At 44.2% G+C, this 16,691-nt stretch carries 14 protein-coding genes; 11 read left to right on the top strand and 3 right to left on the bottom strand.

Features of this window, described 5'->3' with window-relative positions; genetic code table 11:
• Positions 1-64: 64 nt before the first annotated feature.
• Complete coding sequence (locus tag JVX94_RS04785) at positions 65-1,198, bottom strand: CdaR family transcriptional regulator (RefSeq protein ID WP_205184710.1); 1,134 nt, start codon at positions 1,196-1,198, stop codon at positions 65-67.
• A 122-nt stretch (positions 1,199-1,320) separates the two neighbouring features.
• Between JVX94_RS04785 and JVX94_RS04790 the strand changes: the two genes are divergently transcribed.
• Positions 1,321-1,899: a branched-chain amino acid aminotransferase gene (locus JVX94_RS04790; protein ID WP_144485413.1), complete on the top strand. Its 579-nt coding sequence runs from the start codon at positions 1,321-1,323 to the stop codon at positions 1,897-1,899.
• A gap of 17 nt (positions 1,900-1,916) precedes the next feature.
• Here JVX94_RS04790 and JVX94_RS04795 read toward each other — a convergent pair whose 3' ends face one another.
• Complete coding sequence (locus tag JVX94_RS04795) at positions 1,917-2,681, bottom strand: DeoR/GlpR family DNA-binding transcription regulator (RefSeq protein WP_197197420.1); 765 nt, start codon at positions 2,679-2,681, stop codon at positions 1,917-1,919.
• Between the two features lie 148 nt (positions 2,682-2,829).
• Here JVX94_RS04795 and JVX94_RS04800 point away from each other — a divergent pair, with 148 nt between their 5' ends.
• From JVX94_RS04800 to JVX94_RS04845, 10 genes are all read left to right on the top strand, one after another.
• Positions 2,830-3,636: a tyrosine-protein phosphatase gene (locus JVX94_RS04800; protein ID WP_240193800.1), complete on the top strand. Its 807-nt coding sequence runs from the start codon at positions 2,830-2,832 to the stop codon at positions 3,634-3,636.
• A 24-nt stretch (positions 3,637-3,660) separates the two neighbouring features.
• Positions 3,661-5,202: a glycoside hydrolase family 10-like protein gene (locus tag JVX94_RS04805; RefSeq protein ID WP_095408722.1), complete on the top strand. Its 1,542-nt coding sequence runs from the start codon at positions 3,661-3,663 to the stop codon at positions 5,200-5,202.
• Positions 5,203-5,344: 142 nt separating this feature from the next.
• The gene (locus tag JVX94_RS04810; protein ID WP_095408721.1) at positions 5,345-6,487 is read left to right on the top strand and encodes an acyl-CoA dehydrogenase family protein; all 1,143 of its coding nucleotides are present in this window, start codon (positions 5,345-5,347) and stop codon (positions 6,485-6,487) included.
• Between the two features lie 42 nt (positions 6,488-6,529).
• Entirely contained in the window at positions 6,530-8,167 is a 1,638-nt protein-coding gene (locus JVX94_RS04815; RefSeq protein WP_205184713.1) for an AMP-binding protein, read from the top strand.
• A gap of 8 nt (positions 8,168-8,175) precedes the next feature.
• Positions 8,176-9,525, top strand: coding sequence for an acetyl-CoA carboxylase biotin carboxylase subunit (locus JVX94_RS04820; protein ID WP_205184715.1), 1,350 nt, complete (start codon positions 8,176-8,178; stop codon positions 9,523-9,525).
• The gene (locus JVX94_RS04825) at positions 9,522-9,737 is read left to right on the top strand and encodes an acetyl-CoA carboxylase biotin carboxyl carrier protein subunit (protein ID WP_205184717.1); all 216 of its coding nucleotides are present in this window, start codon (positions 9,522-9,524) and stop codon (positions 9,735-9,737) included. Before JVX94_RS04820 ends, JVX94_RS04825 begins: the two co-directional genes overlap by 4 nt.
• An 11-nt stretch (positions 9,738-9,748) precedes the next feature.
• Positions 9,749-10,657, top strand: coding sequence for a hydroxymethylglutaryl-CoA lyase (locus JVX94_RS04830; protein ID WP_205184718.1), 909 nt, complete (start codon positions 9,749-9,751; stop codon positions 10,655-10,657).
• A 12-nt stretch (positions 10,658-10,669) separates the two neighbouring features.
• Positions 10,670-11,452 (top strand): enoyl-CoA hydratase, encoded by a 783-nt coding sequence (locus tag JVX94_RS04835; protein ID WP_144470744.1) that lies wholly within the window; start codon positions 10,670-10,672, stop codon positions 11,450-11,452.
• An 18-nt stretch (positions 11,453-11,470) separates the two neighbouring features.
• On the top strand, positions 11,471-12,994 hold the full coding sequence (locus JVX94_RS04840) for an acyl-CoA carboxylase subunit beta (protein ID WP_144470742.1): 1,524 nt from the start codon (positions 11,471-11,473) through the stop codon (positions 12,992-12,994).
• A 12-nt stretch (positions 12,995-13,006) separates the two neighbouring features.
• Positions 13,007-14,941, top strand: a complete 1,935-nt coding sequence (locus JVX94_RS04845) for an AMP-binding protein (protein ID WP_205184721.1) — start codon at positions 13,007-13,009, stop codon at positions 14,939-14,941.
• A 28-nt stretch (positions 14,942-14,969) separates the two neighbouring features.
• Here the strand turns inward: JVX94_RS04845 and cysI are convergent, their stop codons facing one another.
• Complete coding sequence (gene cysI / locus JVX94_RS04850) at positions 14,970-16,688, bottom strand: assimilatory sulfite reductase (NADPH) hemoprotein subunit (protein ID WP_111291195.1); 1,719 nt, start codon at positions 16,686-16,688, stop codon at positions 14,970-14,972.
• Positions 16,689-16,691 lie beyond the last annotated feature (3 nt).

Here is a 16,691-nt window from a genome sequence, read left to right on the forward strand (position 1 = left end):
AATTGATGAGACGTATCGTTTCTTTCAGTATAAAAAAAGAATCGCCTCATGCCTATGGACGATTCTACAAAATATCAGGCTGTTTGCTTCGTTTTTTTAGATCATCATCTAATAGCATGAAGGCTAAATAAAAGAGCATGGCATCTTGCATGCGTTTTGGATCAAGTGTCGTTAAATCTTGGATTCGTTTTAGCCTGTAATGCAGTGTATTGATATGGACATGCATCGCTTCTGCCGTATATTTCAATGAGCAATCAGATGTCATGAGTATCCGCAATGTTTTCACTAATTCAGGATAGGGGAGAAGGGGAGCGATCGTTCGATCAAGAAACACTTCCTTTGTTTCCTGACTCACTTCCTCCATAAAAAGTTCAAGCGTTAAATCTTCATCAAATACAATCGGCGTATCAGCATGTGCCAATTTTAATGCACGAAAGGCTTGTTGAAAGGATTGCTTCATCAAATGAGCAGCTGCTGGTTTTCCCGCTCCAATCAAAACTCCATGCGCGCTCCGCGCCGTAAGAGAGGCATGGATGTGAAATAGGCGCTGCTGCAAGGCTTTACGATGATCTGCTGTTGTTTGCAGCATGATCAGAAAGCGGGCATGCCCCCAGCGGACGATGATCTCCTGACTATTGAGATGCAGCGTTTCCTTCAATTCTTTGTATTGATTCTGCTTCATAAACGATTCATCCTGACAATCGATCAGGACAACCGCGCGCTCCTTGTTGATATCAAGCCGAAGCCGCGACGCTTTTTCAGTGAGATCCATTGCTGTCTCTGGCAGATGGAGCCAGTCGAATACAAACGCTTCAAGCTGCCGTTCATCCGTTTCAGTTTCTTGAAAAAATTCATGTTCATGAATAAGCAGCTCGGTCATTTTTCTTAATATTTCGCCAAAAGGAGACACATGTACAGGATCTCCTGTCATCCCAATGACCCCAATGACCTCTTGCTTAAAATAAATAGGCAGATTGATGCCAGCTTTGACGCCTTTCATGTGCTGCTGGTCATCCTTTGTGAGAATTCGTTTCTGTCCTTCAAAAGATGTCAGATACGCTCCTTCATGAAATTGTCCAACGCGCGCTGGATCTGTTGCTGCAATGATGGTGCCGTTTGTTTGTGCGATGATGATTTCCTCAGTCAGCACCTTTTTAACCTCGTCTACGATTTTTTCTGCCAGTGTCATTGTGAGCAAAACGTACCCCTCCGAGATGTTTCTTTTGACACTATCATACCATCATATGCTAGGACATATCTTTCTTTTCATGAGTTATGCTAAAATAATGAATGCACATGAAGAAGAAAGGAGACATAGCCATGTCGTTACTAAATCGCTTACAAGAACTATTAAAAGAAGGACAGGCGCTGACAGACTTCGAATATGATGAAGCGGCGCGCCGCAATTGGACATTAGAAGGGTCGAGAATAAAAGAAGAAGCCCGCTTTGGCGATGTATATATAGAACGTGTAGACAAGGAATCAGAGGACATGATTCAAACAGAAAACGCCTCATTTCTAAACACACCGCTTACATATGTGAAAAAACATCAAAAAGAATTTATTTATATCGAATCAAAGTGGTTTGATGTCGTGAAAGTGGATGGATTGGCCATTGAATGGGACGAAGTGTTTCAAACGTATACCGTGTTATTCGGTTTAAAACGTCCTAAAAAAGACACGGGTATTCTAAAGGACATGCTATCACCATTAAATGGTGCCCAGCTTCAATTTAATGGACAAGATGGCTTATTTGATGTGAATTTACAGCTTCTTGAGCTTGAGGATATTCACGAAGATACGGCTTTCATTGACGTCATCTCGGCCGTGTACCGATTTTTATTCCGTATGATCATGCAGCTTGAAATCAATGAATCAAAAAACGGCTCAAATTCCTGAGCCGTTTTTTTGTCCATCTATTCATTTGATATAGGCGTGACAAACCGTACATCATGCTCTTTTCCATATTGAAGATAATCTTCATTTGGCTTCTGATTGGTCACGACGACATCAATCTCGTGCAAATCACAAAACGTGGTTAAGGCGTAATGATTGAATTTGCTATCATCCACTAATAAAAACGTTTTGGCACTTTTTTGAACAAGCGTCTTTTTAATATCGGTTTCAAGCGGAGACGAATTCGTGACGCCGTGATCAATAGATAAACCAGTTGATGCGATAAAGGCTTTATTCACATTATAAGCTTTTAGGCGCTCTACACTTTGATAGCCAACGAAAGAATTCGTTTTTCTTTCCAGCATCCCACCAGTGGAAAAGATGGTGAGATTGTCATAAGGCATTGCCTGTGTAATGAAATCCACATTATTGGTCACAATGGTCACTTGTTTCTCAGTCAAATAGGGGAGCATCTCAAGCGTTGTTGTACCAGAATCAACAAAAATCATATCCCCGTTTTCTACAAAAGCGGCAGCCGTCTGACCAATCAATTGCTTTTTACTGAGCTGACGTGTCTTTCGCTCCTGATACACCACTAACGTTGAGTGATTCACAGCCACTCCACCATACACTTTTTTGAGCACGCCGGACTCGACCAACGCCTGTACATCTCGGCGTATCGTGTTTTTTGAGACACCAAAATGCGCCACAAGCTCATCAAGTGAGGCAGATTCCCGGTCAAACACATACTCTTTGATTTGCTGAATCCGTTTCGTTTTTATCATGCTTCATATCTCCAATCAATCCGAATGTCCTTTTTCCATTATACCAATAAATTCTCTTACATGGATTAGGTCAATTGATTCTCTTTTCTCCTTTGATATAAAAGCGTATGATAGAGAAAAGAACGAACCAGAAAGGACTTTCACTTCTATGAATCAATCAAACAACCCATTTTCAAAGCTTGCGAATTTTAGAGAAGTAGGGGGACTTCAAACAACAGAGGGAATGGTGATCAAAGAGAGAATGATTTATCGATCCGCAGACTTATCACGTTTGACGAAACAAGACATCGAGATATTCTCAACACTCGGAATTCAAACCGTTTGCGACCTCCGTACAGCCTCAGAACGTAAATCACATCCACCAAAGATCAAGGAACACGACAAAATCGTCCATATTCCGATGCAGCCTGACAGTAAGATGCCGAGTAAATGGACCATGTTTCGTATGCTGGTAACAGAAGGGAAGTCTCTCTCATTTACACCGATCATGAAAGATTTATATCAGAGCATGCTGACAGAGCGTAAAGAAGAGATTCAGCAGCTGTTCACACTGCTTTCAGATCAAAACAATTACCCGCTGATGCTTCACTGCACGAGTGGCAAGGACCGTACAGGTTTTTTATCTGCCCTGATTCAGTTAGCGGCAGGTGTACCGCTGCCTGTCGTTTTAAGTGAATACATGCGGTCTAACGAAGGCGTGCAAATGCTTGTCAAAAGACAGGAACGATTTGTCCGATTAATGAGTTTATACCGGGTGTCAAAAGAACAAATTCAGCCGCTTGTCGGTGTGCAGCAAGATTATCTTGAAGATGTGCTGCACGAGATGCTGGAGACATATGGGAGTGCAGAGCGGTATTTAATTGAGTCCTGCAAAGTCCCTGAATTTCAGCTCAATGAAATGAAAAACATTCTGCTTACACCATCTGCTGGCATTCCCTCACAAAAAGCGGAATAAACTGAATATGAGGTGATGCAAAACATGCTGAAAAAGATCAGTATGACAGTTTTAACACTGATGTTGATGTTTGTATTCTTATTGATTCCTTCTAGCAGTCTAGCAGCTCGTGCAGTGCCAAAAGGGAAGCTTGAGAGCACAAGAGAGATGCGCGCGGTATGGATTGCATCGGTTTATAACTTAGATTGGCCCTCAAAGAAGGGGCTGCCCGTAGCAGAGCAGAAACAAGAGTTTATTCGTTTGTTAGATGAAATCAAAGCGATGAATATGAATGCCGTCATTATGCAAATTAAACCAACAGCTGATGCATTTTACCCTTCAGCATACGGGCCGTGGTCAGAATATTTGACTGGAACACAAGGGAAAGATCCGGGGTACGATCCGCTTGAGTTTATGATCGAAGAAGCTCATAAACGCGGCCTTGAATTTCACGCTTGGTTTAACCCTTACCGAATCACAATGAATCATACTGATCTCAGCCGTTTGTCTGCTGATCACCCTGCAAGACAGCATCCTGATTGGACGATTGCGTATGGTAATCAGCTTTATTACAATCCTGGTATTCCTGAAACTCAGGACTTCATTATCGGCGGTATAGAAGAAGTTGTGAAAAAATACGATATTGATGCAGTGCATATGGATGATTATTTTTATCCATATAAAATAGCCGGTGTACCATTTCCAGATCAAGAAACGTATGAAACATATGGAAAAAAAGCATTTGCACATATAGAAGATTGGCGAAGAGATAATGTGAATCAGCTGGTGAAGCAAATCAATGACACCGTTAAGAAAGAAAAACCGTATGTGAAATTTGGTATTAGTCCATTCGGAGTATGGCGCAACATAAAAGATGACCCGACTGGTTCAAACACCACTGCAGGAATGACCAACTATGATGATTTGTATGCTGATACAAGAGAGTGGATTCAGCAGCACGATATTGATTATGTCACTCCGCAAATTTACTGGAGCATCGGCTTTCAAGCAGCCGCTTATGATGTGCTGACGAAATGGTGGTCAAATGAAGTGAAAGGGGAGCCGGTTCACCTGTACATTGGGCAGGCGGCGTATAAAATTAATCAAAACAGTGATCCTGCTTGGTCTGACCCTGAAGAATATTTTAGGCAGATTAAGCTGAACAGGCAGTCACAGCTTGTGCAGGGAAGCATGCATTTCAGCTTGAAGGATCTCAATCGCAACCCTTTGAATGTAAAGGATCGATTGATCGAAGAGTCATACCGCAAACCAGCTCTCATTCCAGAGATGCCTTGGCTTCATCAGAAAGCACCTAAAAAACCAATCATTCAATCTGTGAAAAAGACAGCGGATGGTGCGGCTTTACAAATCAAAAATGATCCGCATTCTACCGTATCCTATTATGCAGTCTATCGATTAACAAATAAAGGAACATATGAATTACTGCAAACCGTTAGAAAAGAAAAAGGCGCCATAACAACGATTAAAGACCTCCCAGTTAATCAAAAGAAAATGGATACTTACAAGATTACGGCTCTTAATCGTCTTCATCACGAAAGCAAGCCTTCTACAAAAATAGTGAAATAACGAAAAAGCATGAATGAGATTTTCTTCGTTCATGCTTTTTTTCTATTATTTTTGTTTTAATTTTCTGAATTCAATCAAGCTTGGCATGAAGCAGCTGCTTGATTAATAAATATGATAGAAAAGAGCCAAAGGGGGAAGCAAGATGGATTTTGAATTAACGAAAGAACAACAAATGATCCGCCAGATGGTCAAAGATTTCGCCAAAGCAGAAATTGCACCACTCGCTCAAACGATTGATGAACAGGCCGTATTCCCAGCCAAAACGTTTCAAAAAATGGGGGAGCTCGGCTTTATGGGCATCCCCTTTCCAGAGAAATACGGCGGCTCAGGAGGAGATACGATATCGTATGCACTCGCTGTAGAAGAAATCGGAAAACAGTGTGGCAGTACAGGTCTTAGCTATGCCGCAGCCGTCTCCTTAGGCGCAAGCCCGCTTTATTACTTCGGTACAGAGGAGCAAAAGATGGACCACCTTGTCCCGCTGGCTTCTGGGACAGCACTTGGTTCCTTCGGATTAACAGAACCAAACGCAGGATCAGATGCAAAAGGAACAAAAACAAAAGCAGTCAAAGACGGACAAGAGTATGTCATTAGCGGGGAGAAGTGTTGGATCACAAACGCCAATTTTGCCAGAACCATTATCGTCACTGCTGTCTCGGATCAAGATGAAAACGGCCGCCCAATCATCTCCGCCTTTATTGTGGAGAAAGGGCAAAAAGGGCTGACCATTACAAATCCATATGACAAAATGGGCGTGCGCGGTTCAGATACAGCAGAAATCATTTTAGACGGTGTACGTGTACCAGCCCAGAATATTTTAGGAGACCCAGCGAAAGGCTTTAAGCAATTTTTATATACATTAGACGGGGGGCGCATTTCAATCGCTGCGTTATCAGTTGGCATCGCACAAGCTGCACTAGATGCTTCGCTCTCTTACGCAAAGGAAAGAAAGCAATTTGGGCAGACCCTTTCTTCCTTCCAAGCCATTCAGTTTAAGCTGGCAGATATGGCGATGCAAATAGAACTCGCTAGACAAATGGTGTGGAAAGCCGCTTGGCTGAAAGATCACGGCAAGCCGTTTACAAAAGAAGCTGCCTATGCCAAGCTTTTCGCTTCTGAAATGGCGACAAAAGCAAGTCTTGATGCTGTCCAAATTCACGGAGGAACAGGCTACATGAAAGAAAGTGGTGTAGAACGGCTGGTGAGAGATGCCAAGCTGATGGAAATTGGAGAAGGGACCTCTGAAATTCAGCGTCTAGTCATCGCAAGACAACTGTTAGCGTAATTCGATAATGAAAACGCTTACCATCAATGGAGGAGGAAACCCATGATGTCGATTCATCCACAAACGATCGGCTCCCTATTAAAAGAGAAAAGGGAGCAGCACCCAGCACATGAAGCCATTGTGTATCCAGAACGTTCTTTACGTTATTCATATGAAGCGTTTTATCGAGAAGTCAAGGAAACTGGGAAAGGTCTTATGGCATTAGGGGTTCAAAAAGGGGATCATATCGCCATCATGGCGCCCAATGTACCTGAATGGCTTATGCTGCAATTCGCCTGCGCGTCGATTGGAGCCGTTCTTGTCACCGTGAATACGAACTTTCAAGCACAAGAACTCGCTTATTTACTCAAGCATTCTGATAGCAGCATGCTGTTTATCGTAGACGGCTTTAAAGAGACATCCTATGTCAAAATGCTTGAAGAACTCATACCGGAGCTTCAAAACGCTCATCAAGGTGAGATCACATCCTCATCTTTTCCTTATTTAAAAAGTGTCGTCTATATTGGCGAGCACACGCCAAAGGGCATGCGCAGCTGGGACAGTATTCAAGCAGCTGCTAAAAGAACAGAGAATCATGAGTGGGAGAAACGAATGGATGAGCTAGCGCCTGATGATGTCATTAATATGCAATATACTTCAGGCACAACCGGCTACCCAAAGGGAGTCATGCTCAGCCATACAAACATTGTCTGCAATGCCAGACAAATCGCAGATTGTATGAAGCTCACCCAAAAGGACCGAATGTGTATCCCCGTTCCTTTCTTTCATTGCTTTGGATCCGTTCTTGGCGTGCTAGCTTGTCTCACAAAAGGAGGAACGATCATTCCAATTGAATCCTTCCATCCAGAGAGAGTTCTTCAAACAGTGGAAAAAGAGAAGTGCACCGTCCTTCACGGCGTCCCGACAATGTTCATTGCAGAACTCGACCATCCGAATTTTCACCAATACGATCTGTCCACATTACGAACGGGCATTATGGCAGGTTCTCTTTGCCCATCCCATGTGATGAAAGCCGTCATTGAACAAATGGGACTGAAGGAGCTCACGATTGCCTATGGACAGACCGAAAGCTCTCCTGTCATTACCCAAACAAGAACGGATGATTCATTTGAAAGACGGGTTCAAACGGTTGGCCGGGCGCTTCCTCACATCGAAGTGAAAATCACCGTTCCAGCTACGCCGGAGGAAGTACCAAGAGGAGAACAAGGCGAACTGTGTACAAGAGGCTATCATGTGATGAAAGGCTACTATAAAAATGAAGAAGCCACAAATGAAGTCATCGATCAGGACGGCTGGCTTCATACGGGTGATTTAGCAGAGATGGATGAGGACGGCTATGTGAAAATTACAGGAAGGCTGAAAGATATGATCATTAGAGGCGGGGAGAATGTTTACCCAAAAGAGATTGAGGACGTTCTTTATACTCATCCGGACATTCTTGATGCACAGGTCGTTGGTATACCTGACGAGACGTATGGAGAAGAAGCCGCCGCATTTATTCGGCTTAAACAAGGTAGGACGGTGACCATTGAGACACTCACCAGCTATTGTCAGTCGCAAATGGCACGCTACAAAATTCCTAAATATTTTTTCATCACTGACGAGTATCCAATGACCGCATCAGGGAAGATTCAAAAATTTCGTCTGAAAAAGCAGGCGCTTGATCTAATAAAGGAGTGAAGGCAGCGATGTTTCAAAAAGTACTGATTGCAAATCGAGGCGAAATTGCCCGGCGAATTATTCGAACGTGTAAAAGGCTCGGGATCCACACCGTCGCCGTTTATTCAGAAGCAGATCAGCATGCACTTCATGTGCAAGAAGCAGACAGCGCCTATCCGATTGGAGGCGCAAAAGTATCTGAAAGCTATTTAAACATGGAAGCAATCATTAGGGCAGCCAAGCAGTCAAATACAGATGCCATCCACCCAGGATATGGCCTCTTATCAGAAAATGCAGCCTTTGCAGAATGCTGCCGCAGCGAAGGAATGGCCTTTATTGGACCATCCGCACAAGTCATTCAGCGAATGGGGAATAAAATTGAAGCAAGAAAAACGATGGCTCAAGCAGGTATCCCCATTGTACCAGGCGTTTCAGCTCCGCTGCATGATGCAGAAGAAGGAGTGAGTCAAGCGCAGTCACTCGGTTATCCGATCATGCTCAAGGCATCAAGCGGGGGCGGGGGAATTGGCATGCAGATCGTGCAAAATGACGAGGAGCTGTACAGGGCTTTTGAAGGGAATCAAAAAAGAGCGCAAAGCTTTTTCAACGATGGGACGCTGTATATGGAAAAGGTCATTGAAAACGCTCGGCACATTGAAATTCAGGTCCTTTTTGATTCTTTCGGCCATGGGGTTCACTTATTTGAGCGCGACTGTTCACTCCAGCGAAGACATCAAAAAATCATTGAAGAAGCACCAGCCGCCTGTCTCGATGAATCGGTGAGCCAACAGATGGGGGAGATGGCCGTCAAAGCAGCCAAAGCGATTGGGTATGAAAATGCAGGAACAATTGAATGTTTAGTTGATCAGCATCAACAATTTTATTTTCTAGAAATGAACACGAGATTACAAGTAGAGCACCCTGTCACAGAAGAAATTACAGGCATTGACCTTGTCGAGGAGCAGCTGAAAATCGCTGCATGTGAGCCGCTTTCTTTCAATCAGGAGGATATTCATCAAATCGGGCATGCCATCGAAGTTAGAATTTATGCGGAAGATCCCGTCACCTTTTATCCATCACCAGGAACGATCACTCAGCTTTTAACGCCTGAAGCGCCATATATCCGTCATGAGTCAAGCGTGACAAAGGGAAGCATCATTACCCCTTTTTACGATCCAATGATTGCGAAAATGATCGTTTACGGTGATACACGAAAACTTGCAATAGAACGATTAAAAGAGGCCTTACAAGCATATGAAATAGAAGGGATCAAAACCAACTTACCGCTTTTAAGGGAAATGGCCGGATCTTCTGCATTCTTACAAGGCAGCATCACAACCGATTTTCTCATGAAAAAAAGGGAGGAAAACCGTTCATGAAAACTGTCACAATTCAAATGGCCGGAAACTTGTGGAAACTTCTTGTGAAACAAGGCGATGAAGTGCAAAAAGGACAAGAGGTTGCCATCTTAGAATCAATGAAAATGGAGATTCCGATCGTTGCTGAAGAGGCCGGGATCATCAGCAAAGTGTATAAGGCAGAGGGAGAGTTTGTCGATGAAGGAGAGGTTCTTTTAGAACTATCAGAATAGGAGGGAGCCAGATGGCATTACCAAAGAGTGTGCTTATCAGGGAGGTCGGCCCGCGGGACGGACTGCAAAATGAATCAGTCTGGCTGGACACAGGCGAGAAGCGAACGTGGATTGATCTGCTCGCAACAGCCCAGCTCCCTTATATTGAAGCCACATCATTTGTTCATCCTAAATGGGTTCCAGCCTTAAAAGATGCCAAAGAACTCACCCAATCCTTAAACAAAAAAGACGACATTACCTATGCAGCACTTATTCCCAATGAAAAAGGCTTAGCTCATTTTTTTGAAGCCAATCTTGACACAGGCGCTATGTTTATCTCTTCGAGTGAAACACATAACAAGAAAAATATGAATCAATCCATCAACGAAACACTTCCTGTCATCAAACAAATGACAGCTGATTTAAAAGCAGCAGGAAAAAACACGCGCGCGTATATTTCCACTGTGTTTGGCTGCCCGTATGAAAAACAAGTGCCAATGGATCAAATCCTGCGGTTAACGGATATTTTGCTTTCTTATGGCATTGATGAAATATCTCTCGGTGACACCATCGGTGAAGCCCATCCGCTTCAAGTAGAAAGGCGCTTAGACATTTTACTTGAACGCTTTCCTGCTGATAAAATCGCTCTTCATTTTCATGATACGAAAGGAATGGGGCTTGCCAATATTTATACAGCATTAAAAGCAGGCATCACCATATTTGATGCCTCTAGCGGGGGGCTTGGCGGCTGTCCTTATGCACCTGGCTCCAGCGGAAACGTGGCGACAGAAGATGTGGTGCATATGCTTCAAAAACTAGGAATTGAGACAAATATTCATCTTCCTGCATTAATTAAAGCGGCAGAATGGATTGAAGCAAAAGTTGATCGAACCCTGCCTAGTCATTGTTTACGCGCTTTTCACTCTCAGACTACTTCATAAAGGATGAATAACATGACATCATTGGTCCATTTTTCGATACAAGATGAACAGATCGGCATAATGACCTTAAACAGGTCAGAGCGAGCGAATTCCCTATCTGCTCCAATGCTGGAGGAGATCAATCAACTCATTCAAGAAATCAAACACGATGAAAGCATCCGCTGCCTGCTCATTACAGGAGCCGGTTCTAAAGTCTTTTGCGCTGGAGCAGATTTAAAAGAACGACGATTGATGACAGAAGCAGAAGCAAAAGGAGCTGTTCTTTCGATTCAGCAAACCTTTATCGAAATTGAATCCATTCCTGTACCTGTCATTGCAGTGATGAACGGACACGCACTGGGCGGAGGACTTGAACTCGCGCTCGCTTGTGATCTCCGCATTGCACGAGCCGGAGCAAGACTCGGCCTGCCTGAAACAGGACTAGCTATTATACCAGGAGCCGGAGGGACGCAGCGCCTTCCGCGGCTCATTGGACTCGGTAAAGCAAAAGAACTTATTTTCACAGGCGCATCATTACAAGCAGAAGAAGCCATTCAAATCGGGCTCATTGAGCATATCTCTTTAGCAGATTCCCTCATGAACGATGCCATCTCTCTTGCAAAACAAATCATCAAAAATGGCCCGCTTGCCTTAAAAGAAGCGAAACAAGCGATTCAATCAAGCCTTGATCACGATTTGCATACAGGTCTGACGAAGGAATACGAAGCCTATTTACGGCTCATTGATACAGAAGATCGAACGGAAGGTCTTCAAGCCTTCCAAGAAAAACGCACGCCTCAATACAGAGGCAGGTAGCAAGAAAGGGGAATGAGTATGATTGAAGAATATGAACTGAAAAAACAGCAGATTCTGAAAGGCGGGGCTGAGCGATACCATCAAAAAAACAAAAAAAAAGGAAAATTGTTCGTCCGTGACCGCCTCCAGTTGTTATTAGATGAGGATTCTTTTATTGAGGATGCCATGTTTGCTGAGTGTCAGGATGAACATTTACCAGCAGATGGTGTTGTCACAGGGACGGGGCGGATGAATGGGCAGCCTGTTTGCGTTATGGCAAATGATTCTACCGTCAAAGCAGGATCATGGGGCGTCAAAACGGTAGAAAAAATCATTAGAATCCAGGAAACAGCCGAAAAGCTCAACTGCCCGATGCTGTATTTAGTTGACTCTGCGGGTGCTAGAATCACCGATCAAATCGCCATGTTTCCAGGCAGAAGAGGCGCTGGCCGTATTTTTTATAACCAGGTGAAGCTGTCTGGACGTATTCCGCAAATTTGTTTACTATTTGGTCCTTCGGCAGCTGGAGGTGCTTACATTCCTGCTTTTTGTGACATCGTCGTCATGGTCGAAGGGAATGCCTCAATGTATTTAGGCTCACCGCGAATGGCCGAAATGGTCATTGGAGAAAAAGTATCACTTGAAGAAATGGGCGGAGCAAAAATGCATTGCAGCATTTCTGGATGCGGCGATATTTTAGCAAAAACAGAGGAAGAAGCCATTCAAATCGCTCGCACTTATTTAACTTACATGCCTGCCAACTATACAGAAAAACCAAAACGGGCAGCTGCAATTGCACCTAAACCATCAAAGATCACCCTCCAAGACCTTATCCCTAAAGGGCAGAATACCCCTTTTGATATGTATCAGCTCATTGATTTACTCATTGATGAAGGGTCATTTTTTGAAATCAAAAAGCTGTTTGCCGCCGAGCTGATCACAGGTTTTGGCCGCATGAATGGGCAGCCTGTCGGTCTTATTGCCAATCAGCCGAGGGTAAAAGGCGGCGTTTTATTCCATGACTCAGCCGACAAAGCCGCCAAGTTTATTCAGCTATGTGACGCCTTTCATATTCCACTCCTTTTCCTTGCGGATATACCCGGGTTTATGATCGGAACAAAAGTGGAACAAGCAGGTATTATCAGGCACGGGGCGAAAATGATCTCCGCCATGTCAGAGGCAACCGTTCCGAAAATATCCGTCATTGTTCGTAAAGCATACGGTGCAGGTTTATATGCAATGGCAGGACCAGCCTTTGAACCGGACTGCTGTCTCGCTCTTCCATCGGCGCAAATTGCTGTCATGGGGCCAGAAGCCGCTGTAAATGCTGTTTATGCGAATAAAATTGCCGAACTGCCTGTAGAAGAGAGGGCGGCATTTATACAAGAGAAACGCAAAGAATACCAAGAAGATATGAATATATATGAGCTTGCCTCTGAAATGATTGTTGATGGTGTCATCCCGTTTGACCATTTGCGAGATGAGCTTTGTCGTAGATTACAAGCCTATACCTCTAAAGAGATGACATTTACAAGACGAAAACATCCGGTTTATCCGGTCTAAGGGGGCGGCCTCATGATGAACCTAAAACCAGCGTGGATACCCGAAGACCAGATGATGAAACAAACACGTCTTTACAAATGGATGCATTCACTTGGTTTTACAACTTACGATGCGTTCTATCAAGCTAGTATCGAGCGTACCGATTGGTTTTGGAGAGAAGCCGAAAAGGCAGTCGGCATCGTGTGGAAGGAGCCGTATGAAGCTGCATTAGGCCAAGATTCATTCATGTGGCCCAATTGGTATAAAGGCGGCCGGCTCAACGTGGTCGAAACGGCTGTTGACAAATGGGCAGAGAATGAAGAAACCCAGCATCACCCAGCCGTGATTTGGAGAAATGAAGCAGGAGAAGAGAGAAGATGGACGTTCCTCGAACTTCAGGAAAAGGTCAATCGTCTCGCTGCTGGTTTTTTGAAGAAGGGGATCCAAAAAGGGGATGTGGCCGTCATTTATATGCCGATGCTTCCGGAAACGGCTGCCATTATGCTTGCCTTTGCAAAGATTGGTGTCATCTTTAGCCCAGTCTTTTCCGGCTATGGAAGCGAGCCTCTAGCCGTACGTATTCGCGCATCCGGTGCAAGTATTGTCGTCACAGGCTCAAGCGTGACGCGCCGGGGAAAGACGATCAACATGCGGGAATGTGCGGCAGAAGCAATCGACAAAACCAAGACCGTCAAAACAGTCATTGTACACGCTTCCTCTCATACTGGATATAAAGAGGATATCAAGCTAAACGATTTGTTAAAAGAAGAACCACTAAGTGAAACGACTTATCTTTCAAATGAAGATCCGCTTATGATCTTATACACGTCTGGAACAACCGGTACACCTAAAGGGGCTGTCCATACACACGCAGGCTTTCCTGTAAAAGCTGCTTTTGATGCCGGTCTTTGTATGGACGTTGCAAAAGGAGACCGCTTGTTTTGGCTCACAGACATGGGCTGGATGATGGGGCCATTTCTCGTCTTTGGTGGCTTGATCAATGGAGCTGCAATTGTTTTATATGACGGCGCCCCCGATTATCCAAATGAACAGCATCTCTGGTCATTCATCCACGAGCAAAAAGTCACCCATTTTGGGCTTTCACCAACTTTTGTTCGATCTGCGATGCAGCAAAACCTTTCAGACATTGAGCTGCCGCATGTGAAAGCCATCATTTCTACAGGTGAACCGTGGAATGAAGCACCATGGCAATGGCTTTTTGACACAATTGGTCAAAAGCACATTCCGATCTTAAATTACTCAGGGGGAACAGAGGTTTCTGGCGGTATTGTAGGAAGTACGCTGCTTCGTCCAATCAAACCGATCCTTTTTAATGCGGCAATCTTAGGAATGGCGGCAGATGTGTTTAATGAGGCAGGACAGAGCATTATGAATGAGGTAGGGGAACTTGTTGTGAAAAAGCCATGGGTCGGCATGACATGTGGATTTTGGAAAGATCCGGAGCGATATGAAGACACATATTTCAAACGATTTGATGGGGTGTGGACACACGGTGATTGGGTGAGGCAATCAGAGGATGGCGCATTCCATATCACGGGCAGATCGGATGATGTCATTAATACAGCAGGAAAACGCGTCGGTCCAGCTGAAATTGAATCCATTCTTGTCGGGCACCCAGCCGTACACGAAGCCGCTGTGATTGGAGTAAAGGATGAGGTGAAGGGAGAGGCACTAGTTTGTTTCATTGTGACCAGTGCACCGTCTTTCGAAGAAGCAGCACTCATTCGAGAGCTCAAAACACATGTTGGTTCATATGCGGGGAAAGCGCTCACTCCAAAGGAAATTCATCTCATTTCAGCTTTACCGAAAACAAGAAACGGAAAAATCGTCCGTCGTTTATTAAAAGGAGCTTATGAACAGCAGCCTTCACCAGACCTATCTTCTTTAGACGATCCGAAGGTGTACGAAAGCATTTGTGAATACTTGAAAAGGAAACAGAGTCCATAAAAAAAGACAGGAGAGCGTCCTGTCTTTTTTATTGCACATGAAAATTCGTGCCATCTGTTGTTTCTTTTACAATACCTGCCCGAATCACAAAATCACCGAAATGTTCATGTTCCTCGCGTTCTTTTGCATAGCGAGGGAGTAGAGAGCCAAGCTCGTTTAAAATGTCTTCTTCTCCTACATTTTCTCGGTACAGTTTACTTAATCTGCTGCCATCAAACGCAGCGCCAAGATACATGTTGTATTTGCCAGGTGATTTCCCGATAAAACCAATTTCACCAAGCGCATGACGGGCACATCCATTTGGACATCCAGTCATTCGAATCGTGATTTCTTTATCACTTAAGCCGTTTTCTTCGACAATCTCTTCAATTTTGTCAATCAAGCGCGGTAGGTAGCGTTCTGCTTCTGCCATCGCTAAGCCGCATGTTGGAAGAGAAACACACGCCATTGAACTGCGGCGCAGTGCAGAGTGCTGCTGGCCATCTGATAAACCGAACTTCTGAATGAGCTGCTCGATTTGTTTCTTTTTATGAGATGTGACATTTCCAATCATTAAATTTTGATTCGCTGTCAAGCGGAAGTCACCTGTATGAATTTTTGCAATTTCACGAATGCCCGTCATTAGCGGATAATCATCGTAATCAGTGATCCGGCCGCCTTCTACAAACATCGTATAATGCCATCTGCCATTGATGCCTTTTACCCAGCCATAGCGGTCACCATTATGGTCAAAATGATAATCTCTTGCGTCTAATAGGGAAAAACCAAGGCGGCGCTCAAGCTCTTCTTTTACATTCTCAAGACCGAGGCGGTCCACTGTATATTTAAAGCGGGCATTTTTTCTCACCGAACGGTTTCCATAGTCACGCTGAATAGTGATCACTTGTTTGGCAATCTCTACAACTTGTTCCGGTGTACAAAAGCCAATTACTTTTGCGAGCTGAGGATAGGTCGCTGTATCACCATGAGTCATGCCCATTCCGCCGCCAATCGCGACATTAAAGCCGACTAATTGATCATTTTCAATAATCGCAATGAAGCCTAAATCCTGCGAAAAAACATCAATATCGTTAGCAGGAGGGACCGCCACACCAATCTTGAATTTTCTTGGCAAATAAAGCGGACCATACATCGGCTCAACCTCTGTATCAGGGGTTGCTGCTACCTTTTCCTCATCAAGCCAAATTTCATGATACGCTCTTGTTTGCGGAAGCAGGTCATCACTTAATTTTTTAGCGAGCTCGTATACATCATGGTGTACTTCTGATTGATAGGGGTTTGACGTACACATGACATTACGGTTCACATCGCCGCAAGCAGCGATCGTATCAAGCATAGTGGAATGAATGTCTTGAATGGTCTTTTTCATGTTCCATTTTAAAATGCCGTGAAGCTGAAAGGTTTCACGAGTTGTCAGCTTTAACGTACCGTTTCCGTATTTATGAGCAAGCTCATCCATCACAAGCCACTGCTTGGATGTGGCGATTCCTCCAGGCAGGCGGACGCGCAGCATAAATTGATAGGCAGGCTCAAGCTTTTGTTTTTGCCTTTCATTTCTCAGGTCACGATCATCCTGTAAATAACTGCCGTGATGCTTCATCAGGCGGTTGTCATCATCAGGAATACCCGCTGAAATCGGATCAAGCATCACTTCTTTTAATGTACCCCGTAAATAATCACTTTTTTCTTTGATTTCCTCTACGTCGCTCGGAGGTCCATCCGGCGCTGTTAATGCTGTCTTCACCATGTA

The sequence above is a fragment of the Bacillus sp. PDNC022 genome, from assembly GCF_016919285.1.
GTDB lineage: Bacteria > Bacillota > Bacilli > Bacillales > Bacillaceae > Bacillus > Bacillus safensis.

Coding starts and splice junctions, on each gene's coding strand:
- JVX94_RS04790 (WP_144485413.1), top strand. CDS start 1,321: ATGTCGTTACTAAATCGCTTACAAGAACTATTAAAAGAAGGACAGGCG.
- JVX94_RS04795 (WP_197197420.1), bottom strand. CDS start 2,681: ATGATAAAAACGAAACGGATTCAGCAAATCAAAGAGTATGTGTTTGAC.
- JVX94_RS04800 (WP_240193800.1), top strand. CDS start 2,830: ATGAATCAATCAAACAACCCATTTTCAAAGCTTGCGAATTTTAGAGAA.
- JVX94_RS04805 (WP_095408722.1), top strand. CDS start 3,661: ATGCTGAAAAAGATCAGTATGACAGTTTTAACACTGATGTTGATGTTT.
- JVX94_RS04810 (WP_095408721.1), top strand. CDS start 5,345: ATGGATTTTGAATTAACGAAAGAACAACAAATGATCCGCCAGATGGTC.
- JVX94_RS04815 (WP_205184713.1), top strand. CDS start 6,530: ATGATGTCGATTCATCCACAAACGATCGGCTCCCTATTAAAAGAGAAA.
- JVX94_RS04820 (WP_205184715.1), top strand. CDS start 8,176: ATGTTTCAAAAAGTACTGATTGCAAATCGAGGCGAAATTGCCCGGCGA.
- JVX94_RS04825 (WP_205184717.1), top strand. CDS start 9,522: ATGAAAACTGTCACAATTCAAATGGCCGGAAACTTGTGGAAACTTCTT.
- JVX94_RS04830 (WP_205184718.1), top strand. CDS start 9,749: ATGGCATTACCAAAGAGTGTGCTTATCAGGGAGGTCGGCCCGCGGGAC.
- JVX94_RS04835 (WP_144470744.1), top strand. CDS start 10,670: ATGACATCATTGGTCCATTTTTCGATACAAGATGAACAGATCGGCATA.
- JVX94_RS04840 (WP_144470742.1), top strand. CDS start 11,471: ATGATTGAAGAATATGAACTGAAAAAACAGCAGATTCTGAAAGGCGGG.
- JVX94_RS04845 (WP_205184721.1), top strand. CDS start 13,007: ATGATGAACCTAAAACCAGCGTGGATACCCGAAGACCAGATGATGAAA.
- cysI (WP_111291195.1), bottom strand. CDS start 16,688: ATGGTGAAGACAGCATTAACAGCGCCGGATGGACCTCCGAGCGACGTA.